Origin of the sequence: Halomonas sp. B23F22_20 (assembly GCF_043496985.1) — a bacterium.
Lineage (GTDB): Bacteria > Pseudomonadota > Gammaproteobacteria > Pseudomonadales > Halomonadaceae > Halomonas.
On record NZ_JBIEKH010000028.1, the window covers coordinates 1 to 17,604 of the forward strand.

General features: G+C 59.9%; 12 protein-coding genes. 9 read left to right on the forward strand and 3 right to left on the reverse strand.

The genetic code is table 11. The features are described from left to right. Positions 1–148 precede the first annotated feature (148 nt). The 9 genes from ACGTN6_RS18115 to ACGTN6_RS18155 all read left to right on the forward strand — a co-directional run bounded on the left by ACGTN6_RS18115 (position 149) and on the right by ACGTN6_RS18155 (position 7,258). The gene (locus ACGTN6_RS18115) at positions 149–1,015 is read left to right on the forward strand and encodes a hypothetical protein (RefSeq protein ID WP_394594347.1); all 867 of its coding nucleotides are present in this window, start codon (positions 149–151) and stop codon (positions 1,013–1,015) included. A 117-nt stretch (positions 1,016–1,132) separates the two neighbouring features. Beyond that, positions 1,133–1,861 carry a hypothetical protein gene (locus tag ACGTN6_RS18120; protein WP_394594348.1) on the forward strand — a complete coding sequence of 243 codons (729 nt, stop codon included), beginning with the start codon at positions 1,133–1,135 and terminating at the stop codon, positions 1,859–1,861. Positions 1,862–1,936: 75 nt separating this feature from the next. Beyond that, entirely contained in the window at positions 1,937–2,110 is a 174-nt protein-coding gene (locus ACGTN6_RS18125; RefSeq protein WP_394594350.1) for a hypothetical protein, read from the forward strand. 171 nt (positions 2,111–2,281) lie between these two features. Beyond that, entirely contained in the window at positions 2,282–2,653 is a 372-nt protein-coding gene (locus ACGTN6_RS18130) for a TIR domain-containing protein (protein WP_394594352.1), read from the forward strand. Next, positions 2,653–3,639: a caspase family protein gene (locus tag ACGTN6_RS18135; protein ID WP_394594354.1), complete on the forward strand. Its 987-nt coding sequence runs from the start codon at positions 2,653–2,655 to the stop codon at positions 3,637–3,639. The genes ACGTN6_RS18130 and ACGTN6_RS18135 overlap by 1 nt, the downstream gene beginning before the upstream one ends. Positions 3,640–3,762: 123 nt before the next feature. Next, on the forward strand, positions 3,763–4,725 hold the full coding sequence (locus ACGTN6_RS18140) for a hypothetical protein (protein ID WP_394594356.1): 963 nt from the start codon (positions 3,763–3,765) through the stop codon (positions 4,723–4,725). Positions 4,726–4,825: 100 nt separating this feature from the next. Then, positions 4,826–5,377 (forward strand): NYN domain-containing protein, encoded by a 552-nt coding sequence (locus ACGTN6_RS18145; protein ID WP_394594358.1) that lies wholly within the window; start codon positions 4,826–4,828, stop codon positions 5,375–5,377. 94 nt (positions 5,378–5,471) lie between these two features. Beyond that, positions 5,472–6,350 carry a hypothetical protein gene (locus tag ACGTN6_RS18150; protein WP_394594360.1) on the forward strand — a complete coding sequence of 293 codons (879 nt, stop codon included), beginning with the start codon at positions 5,472–5,474 and terminating at the stop codon, positions 6,348–6,350. A 143-nt stretch (positions 6,351–6,493) separates the two neighbouring features. Further along, on the forward strand, positions 6,494–7,258 hold the full coding sequence (locus ACGTN6_RS18155) for a hypothetical protein (protein WP_394594362.1): 765 nt from the start codon (positions 6,494–6,496) through the stop codon (positions 7,256–7,258). A gap of 77 nt (positions 7,259–7,335) precedes the next feature. Here the strand turns inward: ACGTN6_RS18155 and recD are convergent, their stop codons facing one another. From recD to recC, 3 genes are read right to left on the reverse strand one after another with little or no spacing between them, the layout of a single operon-like run. After that, on the reverse strand, positions 7,336–9,882 hold the full coding sequence (recD, locus tag ACGTN6_RS18160; RefSeq protein WP_394594364.1) for an exodeoxyribonuclease V subunit alpha: 2,547 nt from the start codon (positions 9,880–9,882) through the stop codon (positions 7,336–7,338). After that, entirely contained in the window at positions 9,879–13,817 is a 3,939-nt protein-coding gene (gene recB, locus ACGTN6_RS18165; RefSeq protein WP_394594365.1) for an exodeoxyribonuclease V subunit beta, read from the reverse strand. The genes recD and recB overlap by 4 nt, the downstream gene beginning before the upstream one ends. Beyond that, complete coding sequence (recC, locus tag ACGTN6_RS18170) at positions 13,814–17,437, reverse strand: exodeoxyribonuclease V subunit gamma (protein WP_394594367.1); 3,624 nt, start codon at positions 17,435–17,437, stop codon at positions 13,814–13,816. Before recC ends, recB begins: the two co-directional genes overlap by 4 nt. Between the last annotated feature and the right edge of the window lie 167 nt (positions 17,438–17,604).

Consider the following 17,604-nt stretch of genomic DNA (forward strand, 5'->3'; position numbering starts at 1 on the left):
ACGTCTCAGGCCGCATACCGGCCAATACAATACCCTATAGAAGCGGTGTAGCAGCCTGAAGGGCGGCTTAGTCCAACAGGCATTTATCCGCCATGCTGCGCACGGCGAAGAAATGCTGAACAGTTAGTTGTATCTGGAGAATTTCATATTGTCGTTTAATGATAGAGATTGGTTTTATTTATTTAGAGAGCTAGATTCGATCACTAGCGAAAAAAAGTCTTCAAAATTGGTCGGGAGTGTTCTTCAGAAGTATTCCAAAATAACGAAAAACTGGAATGAAGATTTAAACTCCGAATGGACATGTAGAATTTACTTTGCAACAAACATGATACTTAACGCAACAGTATTATTAAAAAATGCTGAGTACGCAGAAGAAAAGAATGTTCGTATAGTTAGGCCTTATCTCGAGTATTATGCCGTTTTATCTTTGCTCCGTTGTGTTGTTTACACATTACCCGAATTGGAATGGAAAGACGGAGAGTTAATTAAGATATCGCATACCCAAGCTTTAAATTTGGCAATTGATTGCCTAGCAAAGTTTAGTATTGAAAAATCTCAAGAGTTGAAAAATGTATGTAAATTACTCAAGGCACAGCGTGAATTGATTTCATATCGTGCACCTGCAAGTGGGGATAGAAATTTAAGTAGTAGCTATAACATTACGGAGGTATGCACTATTTTAGCAGAGGTAGCTCAATTCAATTCAGAGTTATTAGAAGCATCTGTAACTAAAAATGCCTCAAAAGAAAATTTTGTTGTTCACTCTTCAGATATAAGAAAAATCGTAAATGTGGAAATTGAAGGTCAGCATTTCAATGATCGTTATGACTCAATCCGTTTGAGCTATGTCCAAAGAAAACAGTCAAGGCCGTATAACTTGGCTTTATTCATGACAGAGGGGCAAACCGAAGACTTTATAGGTGCATGGGACGATGATGATAACTATGAAGATGACGATAGTATCTACCACGGTGGAAGCCCATGTGATTGGCAAGACATCTTTGATATACCATAAATACAACTAACAAGGCGTTCAAGTCGGAACTAAAAGGGTTGGCTCGTTCCGCTTCGCTGCACATTATAGCCAACCATTTTAGTCCGCTTAACGCGGCGTTAGCGACAACGGAGAATCATGAGTAACCTCGCTATTGTTTATCTGCACCTGGATTTTGACTTGTCTTATGATGACTTCGAGGCTACTCGTGAATATCTGACAAATGTTGCGGGTCGATACTCATCAATAATTTATCGGCAGAACTCTAATGTTCGGGTCGAGTTGCGAGATGGTAGCGTAAAGGCGTGGATTCTGGTCGCGGGATCTATATATGTGGCTATAGGCCAGTACGGGTCGTTTCGTTCAGGTGTTGATCAGATAATAAAAGACGCTAAATCTGTAAAAGAGTATATAACCGATACTCTAGTGAAAGATGGAGTGGATGAAAGCAGAGTTATTGAAGCAAAGCGGAACCGTTGCTTGCCAGATAAAATTCGACGGCTGTTCCTACGAATCGATCGATTTGAGGAGCGTATTGATGACATGTCGCCGGCTGAGAAAGCTCGAGAGGCTGAGCTTATCACAAGAGCTGCTGCGGGAATTAGCTATGAATTAGACTATCAAGAAGATCTTAATCAGTTCCTCTCGTGTCTTGACGATCTCTTTAAACCATCTCCGGAAAGTCTAAAGCTAAGATACCGTCCTGCGATTAGGAAGGAAGAAGATTTCATGGATCGACTGGTTGTTCCCTATACAGCCGATGAGTTAACGATTGAGCCACCTCGAGGCTTTGAATCATCGAGCGCTAACAAAGCGTTGCAGTTGACGTCTGCTCCGCTAGCGCTACGCAATCGCAACTGCAACTGAACGCAAGCGTTAGTTGTACACAGTAAAAGTTGTGTTGACATGAAATACGAATGAAAACCAAATAAAGGAGATAGCATGAATACTCAAAATAATTATATGGGCGCCGGGATTGGAATCGGAATTGGTGTAGGTGTTGCAATTGGTGTTTCTATCGATAATTTAGCTGTAGGAATTGGTGTAGGCGTGGCTGTTGGTGTTGCTTTAGGCGCCGCCTTCAAAAGATCAAAAAGTAAAAATGACAAACAGTGAAGCTATTAATGAGAATATTAGGCAGACCAGCTAACAAACGGCTGTTAGGGACGCAAACCATTGGCTTGAAATTTATTTTGCCAATACTTGTGTTTACGTGCCATATTTAGGTTTTAATTAAAGTTTGCGCCCTAAAGCCGGGCGTTATGTCTAAGCCAAAAGGAGTCTAGAATGGCCAATAAGAAAACAATTTTCATTGCTTTTGCAATGAAGGATGAAAAAATCCGCAACATGATCAAGGGCCAATCACTGAATACGAACTCGTCGTTCGAATATATAGATATGTCGGTTAAGGAGGCCTATGAAGATAAATGGAAGAAAAAAGTTAGGACTCGAATTCTTCGGTCGGATGGAGTCCTTGTGATTGCTAGCGAGAACTCACTCAAATCAAGTGGGCAAAAATGGGAGATTCAATGTGCTAAGGAAGAGAAAAAGAAGGTTCGCGGGATTTGGGCATATAAAGGTGACCGCACGGATATCGCCGGAGTGAACACGATGGTGTGGACTTGGGACAACATTGCCAACTGGATTGATAACCTCTAATGCGTAAAGCTCTCGTTGTTGGAATTAATCACTATACGAACGTATCCCCCCTTTTCGGGTGCGTTAACGACTCGTTCGCAGTTAAAGCGATGCTGGATCGACACGCTGATGGCTCTGTCAATTTTGGTGTCAAACACCTTACTGCCACTGGGCCGGGCGATGTGTGTGGACGAGACGAGTTGCGAGAGGCAATTGAAAGTCTGTTTGCCGGAGACGGTGAGGTCTCTATTCTATATTTTGCAGGTCATGGACACATCGAAGCTACTGGTGGTTATCTTTGCTCTTCAGATGTTAAATCTGGCAATGATGGCGTCCCGTTGGCTGAAATTATGACAATGGCAAACCAATCTAGGATTCAGAACCGGGTTATTATCCTCGACAGTTGTCACAGTGGTGTTGCAGGAGGAAGCGCACTACAGCAAAAAGTGGCTGAAATCAGCGACGGTGTAACCATACTTACGGCCTCAACTGCGGAACAGTATGCAACCGAAGAAAATGGCGCAGGTGTCTTTACCAATCTTTTAGTTGATGCGCTTGGCGGTGCAGCAGGAAATCTCGTTGGAGATGTAACGCCGGGTGGAGTATATGCGCATGTGGATCAGTCACTTGGTCCGTGGGCGCAACGGCCTGTTTTTAAGACCAACGTAAACCGTTTTGTATCCCTTAGAAAAGTCCAGCCACCTCTTGAACTAACTGACCTCCGCCGCATCTCTGAGCTGTTTCCTGCCCCTGGACATCACTTTCAACTTGATCCCACTTATGAGCCCGAACGGCATGAGTCTTGGGCTCAAGATCCTCAAGGAGTGCCGGCACCGATTCCTGAGCATAACGAGATTTTCGGTGTGTTACAGAAATACAATCGTGTGGGACTGGTAGTCCCCGAAGATGCTCCTCATATGTGGCATGCTGCAATGGAAGGCAAAACAGTTCGCCTTACCGTACTTGGAGAGCATTACAGGCAGCTGGCGGAAAAGGGGCTTATTTAAGCAGTTCCAATTTTTTTTCTTCAGGCCTGAGGGCTGACATAACAAGGCGCTGCTGTCGGACAAATTTTTCGCTGCGCTTCAAATTTTCCGCAGAGCGCAGCGTTAGCTTTCAAAACGAGAAATATGGTGCAGAATTCAATATTCGTCGTAAATGAAGAGCCATACTGTATTTGGGAAATAGATATAGCCGAAAGAAACCGTGAGTTTCTTGATGGAATCGACGTGAAGTACTTTGATTATTTGCTCAATGTGTATCTTGAGTCTGAAGACGAGGAAAGAGCAGCTATTGCACTCAGGGCCACTCTGCATCATGCAATGGAGACTATGTTTTCATTGTTAGGGGCATACATTCAGGCGCCAGACTGTGTATATGCATGGATAGCAAAATGCTCAAACAACGACTTACGGCAGCTGGTGAAAAATATCGGTAGCTATCACAATACGCTGTTTACAAAGCTTAATGTTGAGCAAGTGTCATGGGAGTCTGTTTCAAAATTAGTGTTCCAATGCTACAAGCCAGATAGTGATAGAAACGCACAAACAACAAGATTATTTGCCTCACTATGGAAAAGATTAGCTCATGAGTTAATTGATGCAAATCATGTTGACGAATATAACAGTATCAAACATGGCTTTAGGGTTCGTTCTGGAGGTTTTTCTCTTGCAGTAGGGTTGGAACATGAATATGGGGTGGCTCCGCCAGCCGAAGAAATGAAAATGATTGGCTCATCCGAGCATGGGACTTCATTCTTTAAAATAGAACCCGTAGGGGCCTCAAAACGCAATAGAAGCATCAGGTCCAAAAGAACCTCAATAAATTGGAAGGTTGAAAAAGTCGCTTTACTTATTCAATTTGTATCAATGTCGATAAACAATATCGTTTCAGCATTAAAAATTGCCAATGGGTCAACAGCAGGAACATGCAATTTTCTCCGTCCTGAGGAAGATGAGGATTTCGATAAACCGTGGTCTTACGGTACAGGCGTTATAAGCTGCAATATGGATTTTGTTGTTAATGAGGATGATGTTGTTTCTACAACGAGAAAAGAGCTAAATGAGAAACTTAATGAGCACAAAAAGAGCTAACAAGGCAAATGCACTCGGACAGAAAAAAGCGTCGCTCCTTCGTCGCTATGCTTTTTTCTGTCGGTGATTTGCGGCGTTAGGAATACAAGAAGGGGAGTGCATGAAAACTTATACTTACATTGATAACTCAAATTTGTTTATTGAGGGCCGAAGGGTGTCGGCAGTGGATAAGGGTATGGCACCCAACATCTACGATGCCATGAATCATAGAATCTTGGACTTCGATTGGGAGATTAGTTATCGGGATCTGCATGATTTCTTGTGTGGTCAAAATAGGAGTGAAATTGGAGGTGCAAAGCTTTGGGGCTCTCCGCCTCCAGGAGACACATTCTGGAATCATGTCGAACGTCAGGGCTTCGAGAAGACGGTTTTTGACAAAAATTTCCAGGGAAAGGAGAAGAAAGTCGACGTCGCAATAGCTCATGCGATAACAAAAGACGCCTACACTGTTGTTGATAAAGATAATGATGAAATCGCTCTAGTGGCTGGAGACAAAGATTTTGAGCCTGTCGTAAGCGATTTGGTTTCCGAGGGCTATAAGGTTCAGGTCGTATTCTGGGATCATGCAGCAAAAGAACTTAGAGATGCTGCATCAGAGTTTTTGTCACTAAACCAATACCTTTCCGTAATAGGGAAGTACAAAAATTCCTAACAAAGGCAGGCAGGCCGACGGTTTTTCCGCTACACTTTCGGCTACACGGAAAAACCGCGGCTGCTGCCGGCATTACATTTATTGAGAGGGAATCGTGGTAGATTTGAAAGACTTTCTGAAGTACGTTGATGCGACGCATCTACACGACAAGATTTGCAGGTTTCGTGATTTGGATTTCAAGCGAATGTCTTATCAGGAAGTCCAATCAGCCATCTCCGATGTTATTGCTTTTAATACGCCGCATGGTGTTATTTCTGTATTGATGCCTATGAATGCCAGTTATCCGGCAGGCACAAGGTTCTACCGGGTGCGCACTTTACCTGATGACGATAGAAAGATTCCCTTACGAGCAATGTCTAAGGTGTCAGATTGTTGGGAGCCTCCTGAAAACATAGTAAGAGCTGGAAGGCTAAATCGTGACAACGAATCGTTACTCTATACAGCGCCAATTTCGCCTTCTGTGGCTGTAGAGGAAATGAAGGTTGCAGATGGTGAGCTGTTCTCGCTCATCGTCTATGAGGCGATAAAAAAGATCAATGTAACAATGATCGGCGCGCAGCCGAACATTGAAGGTTTGGATGGCGAAGAAGTGCTCAAAGCAAGGATGATCCAAGACTTTTTGAGGCATGAATTTATTAGGGATGTCGGTGTAGGAACTGAATATTTGTATAGGATTTCAGAGTCTATTACTAAAGACTATTTTGATTTGCCGCCTGATTTACAAGACGCCTGGTGTTACCCATCCATTGCAAAGAAGGGGCATTTCAATGTGTGCTTTCGCAAGGGTAAGCGGTCTAAACTTAAGTTAGTTGGGTCGCAAATCGCCAGTGTATCTCGCGAAGGAGATGACTACTTATTTCAAGCAAAGCTGGTAACTAAGGTTGGAGCTGATGGTGAGAGTCTTACTTACCACCAAATAGGTTCTGACGAGCAGCGGGAATTGTTTCCTGAAATCATGTTGGCAGAAATGTAACAAGCGCATATTGTCGGACTGGTTTTCCGCTGCGCTCCAAACCAGCCTAAAATGCGGGCGCTGGGTGGTCTAGCGAGTGTCATCGAAGATCAGCTGATCCATAAGCAAAGCAATTATCATATGAGTTACTAGGGGCATTCGTGATGAGCCAAGCAATCGATCCAAGTGTCTCCCAACATCCGCGTACAGGAGAGTTTGCAGAAAAGCCAGGAAGATATGTCCCTGTTGTTAGAGTTTATAACCAAGTAATTGATCCGGGAGAGAGTTTGAAAGGAGATGTATTCTTTACGGGTTACGGTGAGATTTGCATCGCCAAACTACAATTTACGCCTTCTTTTGGAGTTTTCGAGGAGGGCGGCTGTACTTGGTGGGCCGGTATGACAAAAGAGGATCAAGGGGATGGTGGTGCTGTCATGAGGTTTGGGGGTGAACCACATTCTCTTGGCAGTGATCACGGTGCAACCATTCACCTTACAAGTGGAGGTATTACCACCGAATCGTGGGGGCGCCGAACAGTATTCTTTGATCGAGCGCATTCAGAAAATTCTGTTCCTCAAATCGCAACCGAGTGCGTTATAGATAAGGCTCCAGTGGAGTTCAAGCTGAAAACACTCAAACGAGCGAGGCCCGACGCTTACTCAATGCGATTCATATTGACCTATTTCGACGGCGCAGAATGGCAAGTAGCAGCTCATGAAGAGATGTTTCATATTCGAAATATTTTAGATCGATGGCAAGCAACTATTGCAATTGTAAGTGCCATTGCTGCTGCCTCAGCAATCGTTCTGGCTGGTGCAGAGATCTATCAATGGTTCCTGCAAACCTCCCAAGAAACAGCTGTTCATGCACTGGAGCCACCCAACAATGCCATCCAGCCGACGCTCGTACCTCGCGCGGCTGATGGCTAGCGTTATACGTCAGGAAAATCTCAATAGCCGTTTCTTGCCAAAAGCGGCCCTTCTCCTCACTTAGATAAGAGAGCCCATCAACCCCCCAACCCACTCACCCGCATCACTCGCCGCTGCGCCGCGTCCATCAACTGGCCGCGGCCAGTTTCCACTAGCGTCAGCCAGTGGCGGGCGCGGGTGATGCCGGTATAGACCAGTTCCCGGGTGAGGATGGGGTTGGGCGCGTCGGGCAGCACCAGGGCGGCGTGGGTGAACTCCGAGCCCTGGGACTTGTGTACCGTCATCGCGAACACCGTCTCCACCGCTTGCAAGCGCGAGGGCAGCACCCACTTGATGCGGTCGGTGCCGTCGCCAGCGGGGAAGGCCACTCGCAGCAGGCGGCGGTTGCCGTCGCCGGCTGAGGCGCCCGGGCGCGGCATATCGAGCGTAATGCCGATATCGCCGTTCATCAGCCCCAGGCCGTAGTCGTTCTTGGTCACCAGCACCGGGCGGCCGGGGTACCAGCGCTGGCGGCCGTCCTGGCTGTCGATCAGTTTTTCCCGCTCCAGCGCCTGGCGCACTCGCTCGTTCAGGCCTTCCACGCCCCAGGGACCGCGGCGCAGCGCGCACAGCAGTTGGAAGTCGCCGTGGGCCGCCAGCACCGCGCGGGCCCAGTCATCGAATGCTTGCTGATCCGCATCGTCGGCAGGGCGGTGCTCGGCCATTACGCTGAGGAAGTGGCGATAGCCCACCGGCGGTGTGTCGGCGTTGTGGGCTCCGGGAAAGCGCTCGGGGCAGCCGGTCACCGCCAGGCGGGCCAGGCCGCGCTCGTCGTCGGTGGAAAGCTTGTGGTGCGAGAGGTCGGCGAAGCCGGCGCTGAGCGCGTCACCGATCGCTTTGCGCTTGGTGGCGGGCTCGGCCTCCAGGTTGATCGCCGCGGCGAGCTGGCCGATGCCGCTGTCGGCGGTGAAGCGGTGGCTGATGCGCAGCATGGCGATGGCCTGGTCGAGGGGCTGGCCGTCGGCGTCCAGCGTGTCCGCGGGCAGCGGCTGGCCGGTGGACTCACCCAGCCACTCGGCGGTGGCCGGGGTGTAGTGGCCGCCCTCGGCCCGGGCGCACAGGTCGCCGAGCACCGAGCCGGCCTCCACCGAGGCGAGCTGGTCCTTGTCGCCGAGCAGCACTAGCCGAGCCCGGGGCGGCAGCGCCTCGAGCATCGCGGCCATCATGCCCACGTCCACCATCGAGGCTTCGTCTACCACCAGCACGTCCAGCGGTAGCGGGTTGTGGCGGTCGTGGCGAAAGCGGCGGGTGTCGGGGCGCGAGCCGAGCAGGCGGTGCAGGGTGGAGACTTCCGTAGGAATCGCTTGCTCGAGTGCCTCGGCGGGATTTTCGCGCAGCAAGCTGCGCTCCCACGGGGAGTCGGTCTCTGGCTGTGTGGAGCCTGGCGTGCCTGGGGCCTGGTCATGGGATTCCCACAGCGCTGCTAGCTTGTCGAAGGGCAGGCGGCTGACCTGGCCGGCGATGGACTCGTTGAGCCGGGCGGCGGCCTTGCCGGTGGGGGCGGCCAGGCGGATGCGCAGGGCTCGCTCTCCTTCTCCCTGGCCTTCGCCGAGGGCCTGGGCCTGGAGCAGGGCGAGCAGGCGCACCACAGTGGTGGTCTTGCCGGTGCCGGGGCCGCCGGTGATGACCGCGAAGCGCGAGCGGCCGGCGAGGGCGCAGGCGGCCTTCTGCCAGTCGAACGGTTCCCGGGGTGGGAAGAGGGTGTCGAGGATGGGGCGCAGGGCTTTGGGGTCGACGGGGCGCCTGTCGGCGCCATCGCGAAGCGGAGCTGCGCTCCCACAAGAGGCGGCCGGTTGGGGGCCTTCATCTGGGCGCCTGTCGGTGCCATCGCGCAGCGGAGCTGCGCTCCCACAAGAGGCGGCCGGTTGGGTGGCTTCATTAGGGCGCCTGTCGGCGCCATTCGCCGATGCGTCGGACCGGCACGGAGCTGCGCTCCCACAGGTGATATCCCCATTGCGCGGCTGAGTGGTGCACCCATCAGGAGAGTCTAGGCGGGCGAAGATCCGGCTGTGGATATCCTGCTCGTGCTGCCAGTAGCGGCGCAGGTAGAGCCGGGGGCGTTCTCGGCTTCCGGCGAGCACCAGCGGGGTGTTGCCGGGGCCTTCGGCCACCAGTCCGGGGTCGGCCAGGGCGGCGCGCCAGGCGTCGAGGTCGAGCGCGGCCATCACCCGGCTGGGCAGCGGCGGTGGGTCTTCCAGGCTGTCGCCTTCAGGTGGCAGCGAGAGGGCCAGGTCCGGAGTGGCCAGCGTCTGGGCCAGGTCCAGGCACACGTGGCCGCGGCCGAGCTGGTGGCTGGCCAGGGCCGCCGCCAGCAGCAGCAGGGGTGAGGCCTCACTTACCTCGTTCTCCTTGTTCTCCGCGCTTTCCCGGCTGCCCCGGCTCGCCTCGCGATGCAGGAAGGTGGCGAAGGCGCGGTCCAGCGAGCGCAGCCAGCCGCGGTCGACCCAGCGGTCGAGCAGGGCGAACAGTGCCCCGGTATCGCTCAGCGCGGTTTCGGGCGCTTGAATTAGCGCGGCTTCCGGGGCGGCGTCGGTATCGATGGGGTGAGCACCGAAGGGGGCGGCGTTGGATGATGTCGGGGTCATGCGGCGGCCTCCTCGGCGCGGAACAGGGCATCGAGCGCGAGGATCAGCTCGCTCGGCGGGCGTTCGGCGTGCACGCCGCGGGAGGGCGCGCGGGTGCCGCGCAGGAAGACGTAGAGCGCCCCGCCCAGGTGGCGCTCGATGTCGTAGTCCGGCAGCCGGGCCTCGAGCAGCCGGTGCAGGGCCAGCAGGTAGAGGCAGTATTGCACGTCGTAGCGCTTCTCGAGCACGGCCTCCGCCATCGCCGCCTCGGTGTAGGCGGCGTCGTCCACGCCCAGGTGGTTGGACTTCCAGTCGAGCACGTAGAAGCGGCCTTCGTGCTCCACCACCAGGTCGATGAAGCCCTTGAGCATGCCGTTGAGGGTGTCGGGCTCGAGCGCCGGGCGCGGCCGCCCACCGAGTGTGTGAGCGCTTACGAGGGCGTCCATCTTGCGCGTGTTGACCTTATGCGCGGCGAACCAGAATTCCAGCTCGATCCGGTAGTCGGACGCGCGATTCAGGGCATCGAGGCGCAGCGGCGCGGCCTCGCCATCGCCCGAATCCGGCACCGGCAGCGGCGTGGTCAAGAGCTCCGGTAGCCACTGTTCGAGGGCGGCGATCTGGCCTTCCCATCCGCGGCGGTTGGCGCGCCGGGCCAGGGTGTCGGCGCGCAGTTCGGCGTCTTCCGCCACCCGGGCGAAGCCTTCCTCGCCGGCCCATTCCAGCAGGCCGTGCAGGAAGGTGCCCGCCGAGGGCCCGCGGGGGAAGCGGTGAAGCGAACCCTCGCTTACCGTGGCAGCGGCGGCATCGAAGGGCTCGTCGATCACTTCCATGGCCGTCGCCTCGTCGGCGGTGGTGGGTTCGGGGGCCGGTTCGGCCTCGACGGCGGTGGCTGCTGCGCTGTCCTCCTCCGGCGTGGCGCCGGTGCGCAGCGCCGAGTAGCTGGCGATCCACCAGTGCTCGCGGATCGCCCGGGTCGGCGCGCGGGCTTCACCGAGCGGCGCGTCGTCGGCGGCGAGCTCGACCGGCGTGGCATCGGCCTCGGGGGCGTCCTGAACCGTCACGCGATTTGCATTGTCGTCGGCCAGCGCCTCGAGCGCCAGGCGCAGGTTGTCGGGCGAGAGCGCTTCGCCCCCCTTGAGGAGATGGCCGACGGCGCTGCACTCCATGGCGTCCAGCGGCGCCAGGCCGAGCCAGGTGGCGTGGCGGGCGCGGGTCAGGGCGACGTAGAGCTTGCGCAGGTCCTCGCCCAGGCGCTCGTGGTCAGCGCGGGTCAGCGTCGCCTCGTCGGCGGAGAGCGTCAGGCGCAGGTTGCCGTCATCGTCGTGCCAGCGCAGCGGCAGGTCGCCCTGCTTCACCGGGCGGAAGGCGGCGATGAAGGGCAGGAACACCAGCGGGTACTCCAGGCCCTTGGACTTGTGGATGGTGACCACCTGCACCAGGTCGGCGTCGCTCTCAAGGCGCAGGCGGTGGGTGTCGGACTGGGCCTGGGGATGGGCGCGGGACTCGGCCAGAAAGCGCAGCAGGGCGTGCTCGCCGTCGATCTCGGCGCTGGCTTCCTGCAGCAGCTCGCCCAGATGAAGAAGATCCGTCAGCCGTCGCTCGCCCTCGGGCACCGCCAAGAGCCGGCCGGGCACGGCGAAGTCGGCCAGCAGCCGGTGCAGCATGGGCAGCACGCCGCGGCGCTGCCACTGGCGGTGGTAGTCGCGGAACTGCATCACCCGCGCCTCCCAGGCCAGCTCGTCCTGCTGGGGGCCGCCGTTCAGGGCGTCGAGCTCAGCGAGGCTCAGGCCCAGGCTCGGCGTGGCCAGCGCGGCGCGCAGGCAGCGCTCGTCGTCCGGCGCGGCGCAGGCGGCCAGCCACACCTCCAGCTCGGCGGCGGCCTCGGTCTCGAATACGCCCTCCTTGTCGGAGAGGTAGACGCTGCGGATGCCGCGGGCCAGCAGGGCGCCGCGAATGGCGCGGGCCTCGCCGGCGTTGTTGACCAGCACGGCGAGGTCCGACGGCGCCAGCGGCTGGAAGTCTCCCTCTTTCTGAAAGCCCGTCTGCCCGGCCTGGCCCTCGCGCAGGAGACTCGCCATCTCGGTGGCGCAGCGCCCGGCCAGCTCGTTGAGGTAGGCGCCCTTGGGCAGGGTGTCGTCGCTGGCCAGGTGCCAGAGCGTCAGCGCGGGCTGGGGCGCGCCGTGTCGGGTGAGTGAGTCCTTGCGGCCGTTGGCGTCCACCGGGGCGAAGGGTACGGGATTGTCGTCGCCGCGGCGGAACAGGAAGGCGCCGGATTCGCTCTGCTCGGCGTGGGCGAACACCCGGTTCACGGCCTCGACCATGGGCGTGGCGGAGCGAAAGTTGGTGCCCAGCGTGACGTGGCGGCCGGCGGTGTCGCGCCGGGCCTGGAGGTAGGTGTGGATATCGGCGCCGCGGAAGGCGTAGATCGCCTGCTTGGGGTCGCCGATCAGCAGCACGGCGCTCTTGTCAGCGCCCGAAGCCGCGCTATTTTCAGCGCCCGACGCCGCGCTATCGCCTCGATTCGCCGCCATCTCATAGACCCGGTCGAACAGCCGGTACTGCACCGGGTCGGTGTCCTGGAACTCGTCGACCAGCGCCACCGGGAACTGCTCGCGGATGCGCGCGGCCAGCGTCTCGCCGGCCTCGCCCGCGAAGGCGGCGTCCAGCCGGTGCAGCAGGTCGTCGGGGCCGAGCTCGGCGCGGCGGCGCTGCACGGTCTCGCGGCGCGCGGCCATCCAGTGCACGGCGTGGGCGAGCAGGTCGGCGAAGGGATCGGGCAGCTCGGCGAGCTTCTCCGGCAGCGCTTCCAGGGCCTCCAGCGCCGGCAGGATCGGCGCCCGGTCTTTTTCCCAAGAGTCAGCCTTCCAGATCTCGGCGATGCCCTCCGGCGTCAGGCGCTTCCAGGCGGCGGGGGTGAGATCGGGGCTTGCCAGCTCGGTGTCATTGGCCCAGTCGCGCAGGGCGGCGAGCCAGTTGGCGCGGCTCTTGGCGTTGAGCTTCTGGCCGTTGAACGCCTTGCGCTTGGCGGCGGCCTCGAGCAGCGCCTCCAGCTCGTCGAGCCAGGCCGGCCAGGGGGCCTTGAGCTCGGCCAGCATCGCGGCGTGCCGCTCGCGGTAGTCATCGATCGCTTCGGCCGGCGGCGGCGCTGCGGGCAGGGCGGCGGCGTGGGTGCGCAGCCGGGCGGCGGTGTCGTTGAGCGCGTCCGGCGTCGACCATTTGCAGTGGCCGTTGATGATCTCCAGCGCTTCGGGGTCGAGGTCGTAGTAGAAGCTGCGCCAGTAGTCCCGGGCGATCTCCAGGTCCATCTCCGACTGGTCCAGCGACATCTCCAGGGCGAACAGGCTGCCGCTGTCGAAGGCGTGCTCGCGCAGCATGCGGTGGCACCAGGAGTGGATGGTGGAGACCGCGGCCTCGTCCATCCACTCGGCGGCCAGCCGTAGCCGGCGCGCGCAGGTCGGCCAGCTCTCGCGCGGGTAGCTGTTACGCAGGGCGATCAGAGGGTCCTGGCTGCCGTCATCGTCGTCTGCGGGGATATCCACCGCGGAAGCGTTATCCACCGGTGGTTCGGCGAAGAGATCGCCGGTTTCGTTGGGAGACGGGGCGGGCGCATCGTCGGGTGCCTGAACCGGCGCCTCCGTCGCATCGTCGGGCGACGTAGAGGGCGAGAATGCCTCGGCGGCCTCCACCAGCCGGGCGCGGATACGGTCACGCAGCTCCTGGGTGGCGGCGTTGGTGAAGGTGACGACAAGGATCTCCGGCGGTGTCAGCGGCCGAGGGAAGCTGGCCGCATCGTCCTCGTTCCGGGGGCCGAGCACCAGGCGCAGGTAGAGCAGGGCGATGGTGAAGGTCTTGCCGGTGCCGGCGCTGGCCTCGATCAGCCGGCTGCCGGTGAGCGGCAGGGCTACGGGATCGAGCCGAGGCGTCTCGGCCGCTTGCCTGGCGTCCGTCATCGTCATGCCTTGCCTCCCTGGCCCTTGCCGCCGTTCTTCCTGGTTTTTACCGCATCGTGAAGGGGTGCATAGAGCGCCGCGGTCAGCTCGGTGAAGCGCCGCCCGGCGGCCTCATGGCGCACCAGGCTTTCGAGGTCGCGCCACTGGCGGGCGAGGTACGGATCGCGGCCAAGCTCGCCATGGTCGCCGTTGAAGCCGGTGCCATGGAAGGCGGTGACGGCGGCCTTCCAGGCCTTGTGATCGGCCTCCTCGGCTTGCTCGGCATCGCCGAAGACGCGGGCCAGGGCGTTGGGATCGCCGCCCTTCTCGTGCCAGGCGAAGGCGGTGTCGCGGGCCAGCGGCAGCGGTGCGGTCATGCCGGCGCGCCAGGCGCGGGCGATGGCCTCCAGGTGCGCCCGGGCGGTGCCGGCGTCCAGCGGCGCCAGGGTGCCGCCGCCGGCGCGGGAGATCAGCTCGGTGGTCATGGGGCCGAGGGCGAGCTGGCCGGCCAGGTGGGCGACCCAGGGGGCCAGCCAGTGCTTCCAGTTGTACTTGCCCTTGTTGATCAGGCTGCTGGTCATCAGCACCAGCCGGCAGCGCTCGCCCGCTTCGTTCTCGCGCAGGCCGTCCAGCCAGTCCTCCACGGCCAGCGGGCCATCTTCGGTGGCGAGTTGTAGCGACACGGCGGCCGGCGTCTCCCAGGCATGGGGCCAGGCCTCGAGCAGCTCGGCGTAGTCGCTGAACACCTTGTCCAGCGGCTCGACCAGCTGCTCGCGCATCAGCTCGGCGAAGCCACCCATGGCCAGGCGCCCCTCGCGTTCGAGGCGCTCCAGGGTGGCGTGCACGGCTGGCGTCGGCGGTTCGGCGACGTCCACGGCGCGGCGGCCGGCCTCGATCAGCGCCTGCTGGAGCTGCCAGTGGTCCAGCCCGTCGAGCGCGAAGGGTTCGTGGTCGGGGCTCTCCAGCGCCTCGCGTTCGAGATAGACGCCGAGCCGGGTGGTGAAGAAGGCCTTTACCGGGTCCTTGAGGAAGCCGGAAAGCCGCGCCAGGGGCAGGGCGGTATCGAGCTCCATGGGCGGTAGCTCGCCGTCCGCGACGTCTTGCGGCGTTGTCTCGACAGAGTGCACCGCCCGCCATTCATGGGCATAGGTAAACAGCCGGTCATCCCCACTGAAATAGCTTCGACTGAACGGCTGCAGCGGGTGCTCGGTGGTCAGGGCGTCGACCAGGGCCTGGCCGGCGTCGTCTTCGTGTTCCCTTCCTGCGAGACGCCAGCCGGCGGCGAGGTGATCGCGCAGCTGGCCGAGCAGCACCGAGGGCGGTTGGGTGGCGTTGTCGTGGATGCTGCGGCCAACCCAGCTGATCATCAGGCTGTCGCGGGCCGAGAGCAGTGCTTCGAGGAACAGGTAGCGGTCGTCCTCGCGGCGCGAGCGGTCGCCGGGGCGGTAGTCGTGGCCCATCAGGTCGATGTCCAGCGGGCGCTGTACCCGCGGGTAGTCGCCGTCGTTCATGCCCAGCAGGCAGACGTGGCGGAACGGGATGGCGCGCATCGGCATCAGGGTGGCGACGTTCACCGCGCCGGCCAGGAAGCGCTGGGAGAGGTTGGCCTCGTCGAGCTGGCCGAGCCAGTGCTCGCGCACCACCGAGAGCGGCAGCGCCTCGGTGAGGCCGGCGTCCTCGGTGGTCTCCTGCCAGTCTTCCAGCAGCTCCCCCAGGCGGTTGAGGGTGGCCAGGTCGGCCTCGTCCTCGGCGGCGAAGCACTCGGCCAGCAGCCCGCGCAGGCGGCGGCACCAGGTGGGCACGTCGGCGGGCTCGCTGAGCGCGCGCCACTGGGCTTCCAACGCGTCGAGGAGGTCCATCAACGGGCCGGCCAGTGCGGCTTCCAGGCCACCGATGTCGCCGTAGGGCTCGATGTCGTGCCAGGGGCCGTCGGCGCCTTCGTTTTCCGTCTGGCCCACCGCGTAGCCCAGCATCAGGCGGCGCAGGCCGAAGGCCCAGGTGTTGGCGGTGAGCCCGCCGGGCAGGTCGAGCCGGGCGCGCTGCTCGGCGTCGAGCCCCCAGCGGATGCCGGCGCCCTCGATCCAGCGGCGCAGCACCGGCAGGGCGTCGGCGTCCAGCCCGAAGCGGCCGCGCAGGGCGGGCACCTCCAGCAGGTCGAGCAGGTCGCTCACCGTGAGCCGCGCCTCCGGCAGATGCAGCAGCGCCTCCAGCGCCACCAGCAGCGGCTGGCGGTGGCGGCTGGTCTGGTCGGAGAGCGTGAAGGGAATGTGGCGCGGGTCGTCCGGCGGCAGGCGGCCGAACACCGCCTGCACGGCGGCGGCGTAGGTGTCGATGTCCGGCACCATCACCAGCACGTCGCGCGGGCGTAGCGTGGGGTCGGCGTCGAAGGCGGCCAGCAGCTGGTCGTGGAGGATCTCGACCTCGCGCAGCGCGCTGTGGGCGATATGGAAACGCAGGCTGCGGTCATGGGCCGGGGCCACGGCCGGCCAGGCCTCGCGGGTCTCCCGGGGTGGGCGCAGCTCGAGGATGTCGTCCTGCAGTTGCTGCAGCAGCCCCGGGGCCTCGGCCTGCTCGAGGGGCGAGTCGAACAGGTCGATGCGCATCGCCTCGGCGTCGAACAGCGCGCGGTAGGCGTCCTGGTCGTCGAACTCGTCGAGCAGGCGCAAATAGTCGCGGCCCTGCTTGCCCCAGGCAGCCAGCAACGGCTGGGCGTGCAGATGCAGCTGGGTGTCGTCGAGCGCCAGCGGCATGCCGGGGCGTTGGCGCTGGCGCCGACGGGCGGCCCGCAGCAGGTCCTTGTGCTCGATGATGTCCGCCCAGTAGTGGCGGCAGGGGTTGTGCACGCACAGCAGCACCTGGGTGACCTTGGAGACGGCGGCGAGCGCCTCCAGGGTCTGGCGGGGCAGCGAGGAGATGCCGAACACCACCACCCGGCGCGGCAGGCCATGTGGTCTCGTTTCTGGGGTTAGCTTGCGGCAGGCCTCGAGGAAGCGGGTATGCACCCAGGCGCGGCTGGTGGCCAGGCCTTCGTCTCCGATGTCGTCGCGCAGGCGCCGCCACAGCGCCGGCTGCCAGCGTTGGTCTTCGGCGAGCGGACGGGCCTGGCCGCGGGCGTCGATCAGCTCGTCGCGGCCCTCGGCCCAGGCGGAAAGCCAGTCGGCGCGATAGACCTGGTACTGGTCGAACAGGTCGGCCAGGCGCTCGGCGAGCTGGTGGCGCTTGCGCAGGTCCTCGTCGTCGGCCAGAAAGCGCGCCAGCGGGGCGAAGGTGGCGTCATCCAGTAGCTCGGGCAGCAGGCGCATCAGCCGCCAGATCAGGCGCGGCTTGTCCAGCGGCGAGGCCGGCGGCACGGCGTCGGCGCCCTCACTTTGTGAAAGGACGGCACGGTAGGCCTGCCACAGGTAGCGCGCCGGGAGGGTGACGTCCATCGCCGCGGCAATGCCGGCGCCGGCGGGCGGGTCGGCGGCCAGCGCCAGCTTCAGCCACTGGCTGATGCCGTTGCTCTGCACCAGGATCACCTCATCCTCGAGCGGCGAGAGCGGATGCTGGCGCAGCCACTCCACTGCCAGGTCGCGCAGTGCCTCCAGGCGGTTGCCGTGGATCACCATAAAGCCGGGCGTCAGGGCGGTCTCTGCGGTGGCGAGCATGGCGAATCCTTCGCGGCGATGAAACGGGGCTTCATGGTGCCGCAAATCGCTGGGGGCATGAAGCCGGCTTCTGCCTAGGGGAGTAGGAGAGTCGTATGGGAGACTCGGATCCCGGCGGCGAGTGGCAGGGTATCAGTCATCGCGGGAACCCCGACGCTAGCGTTATC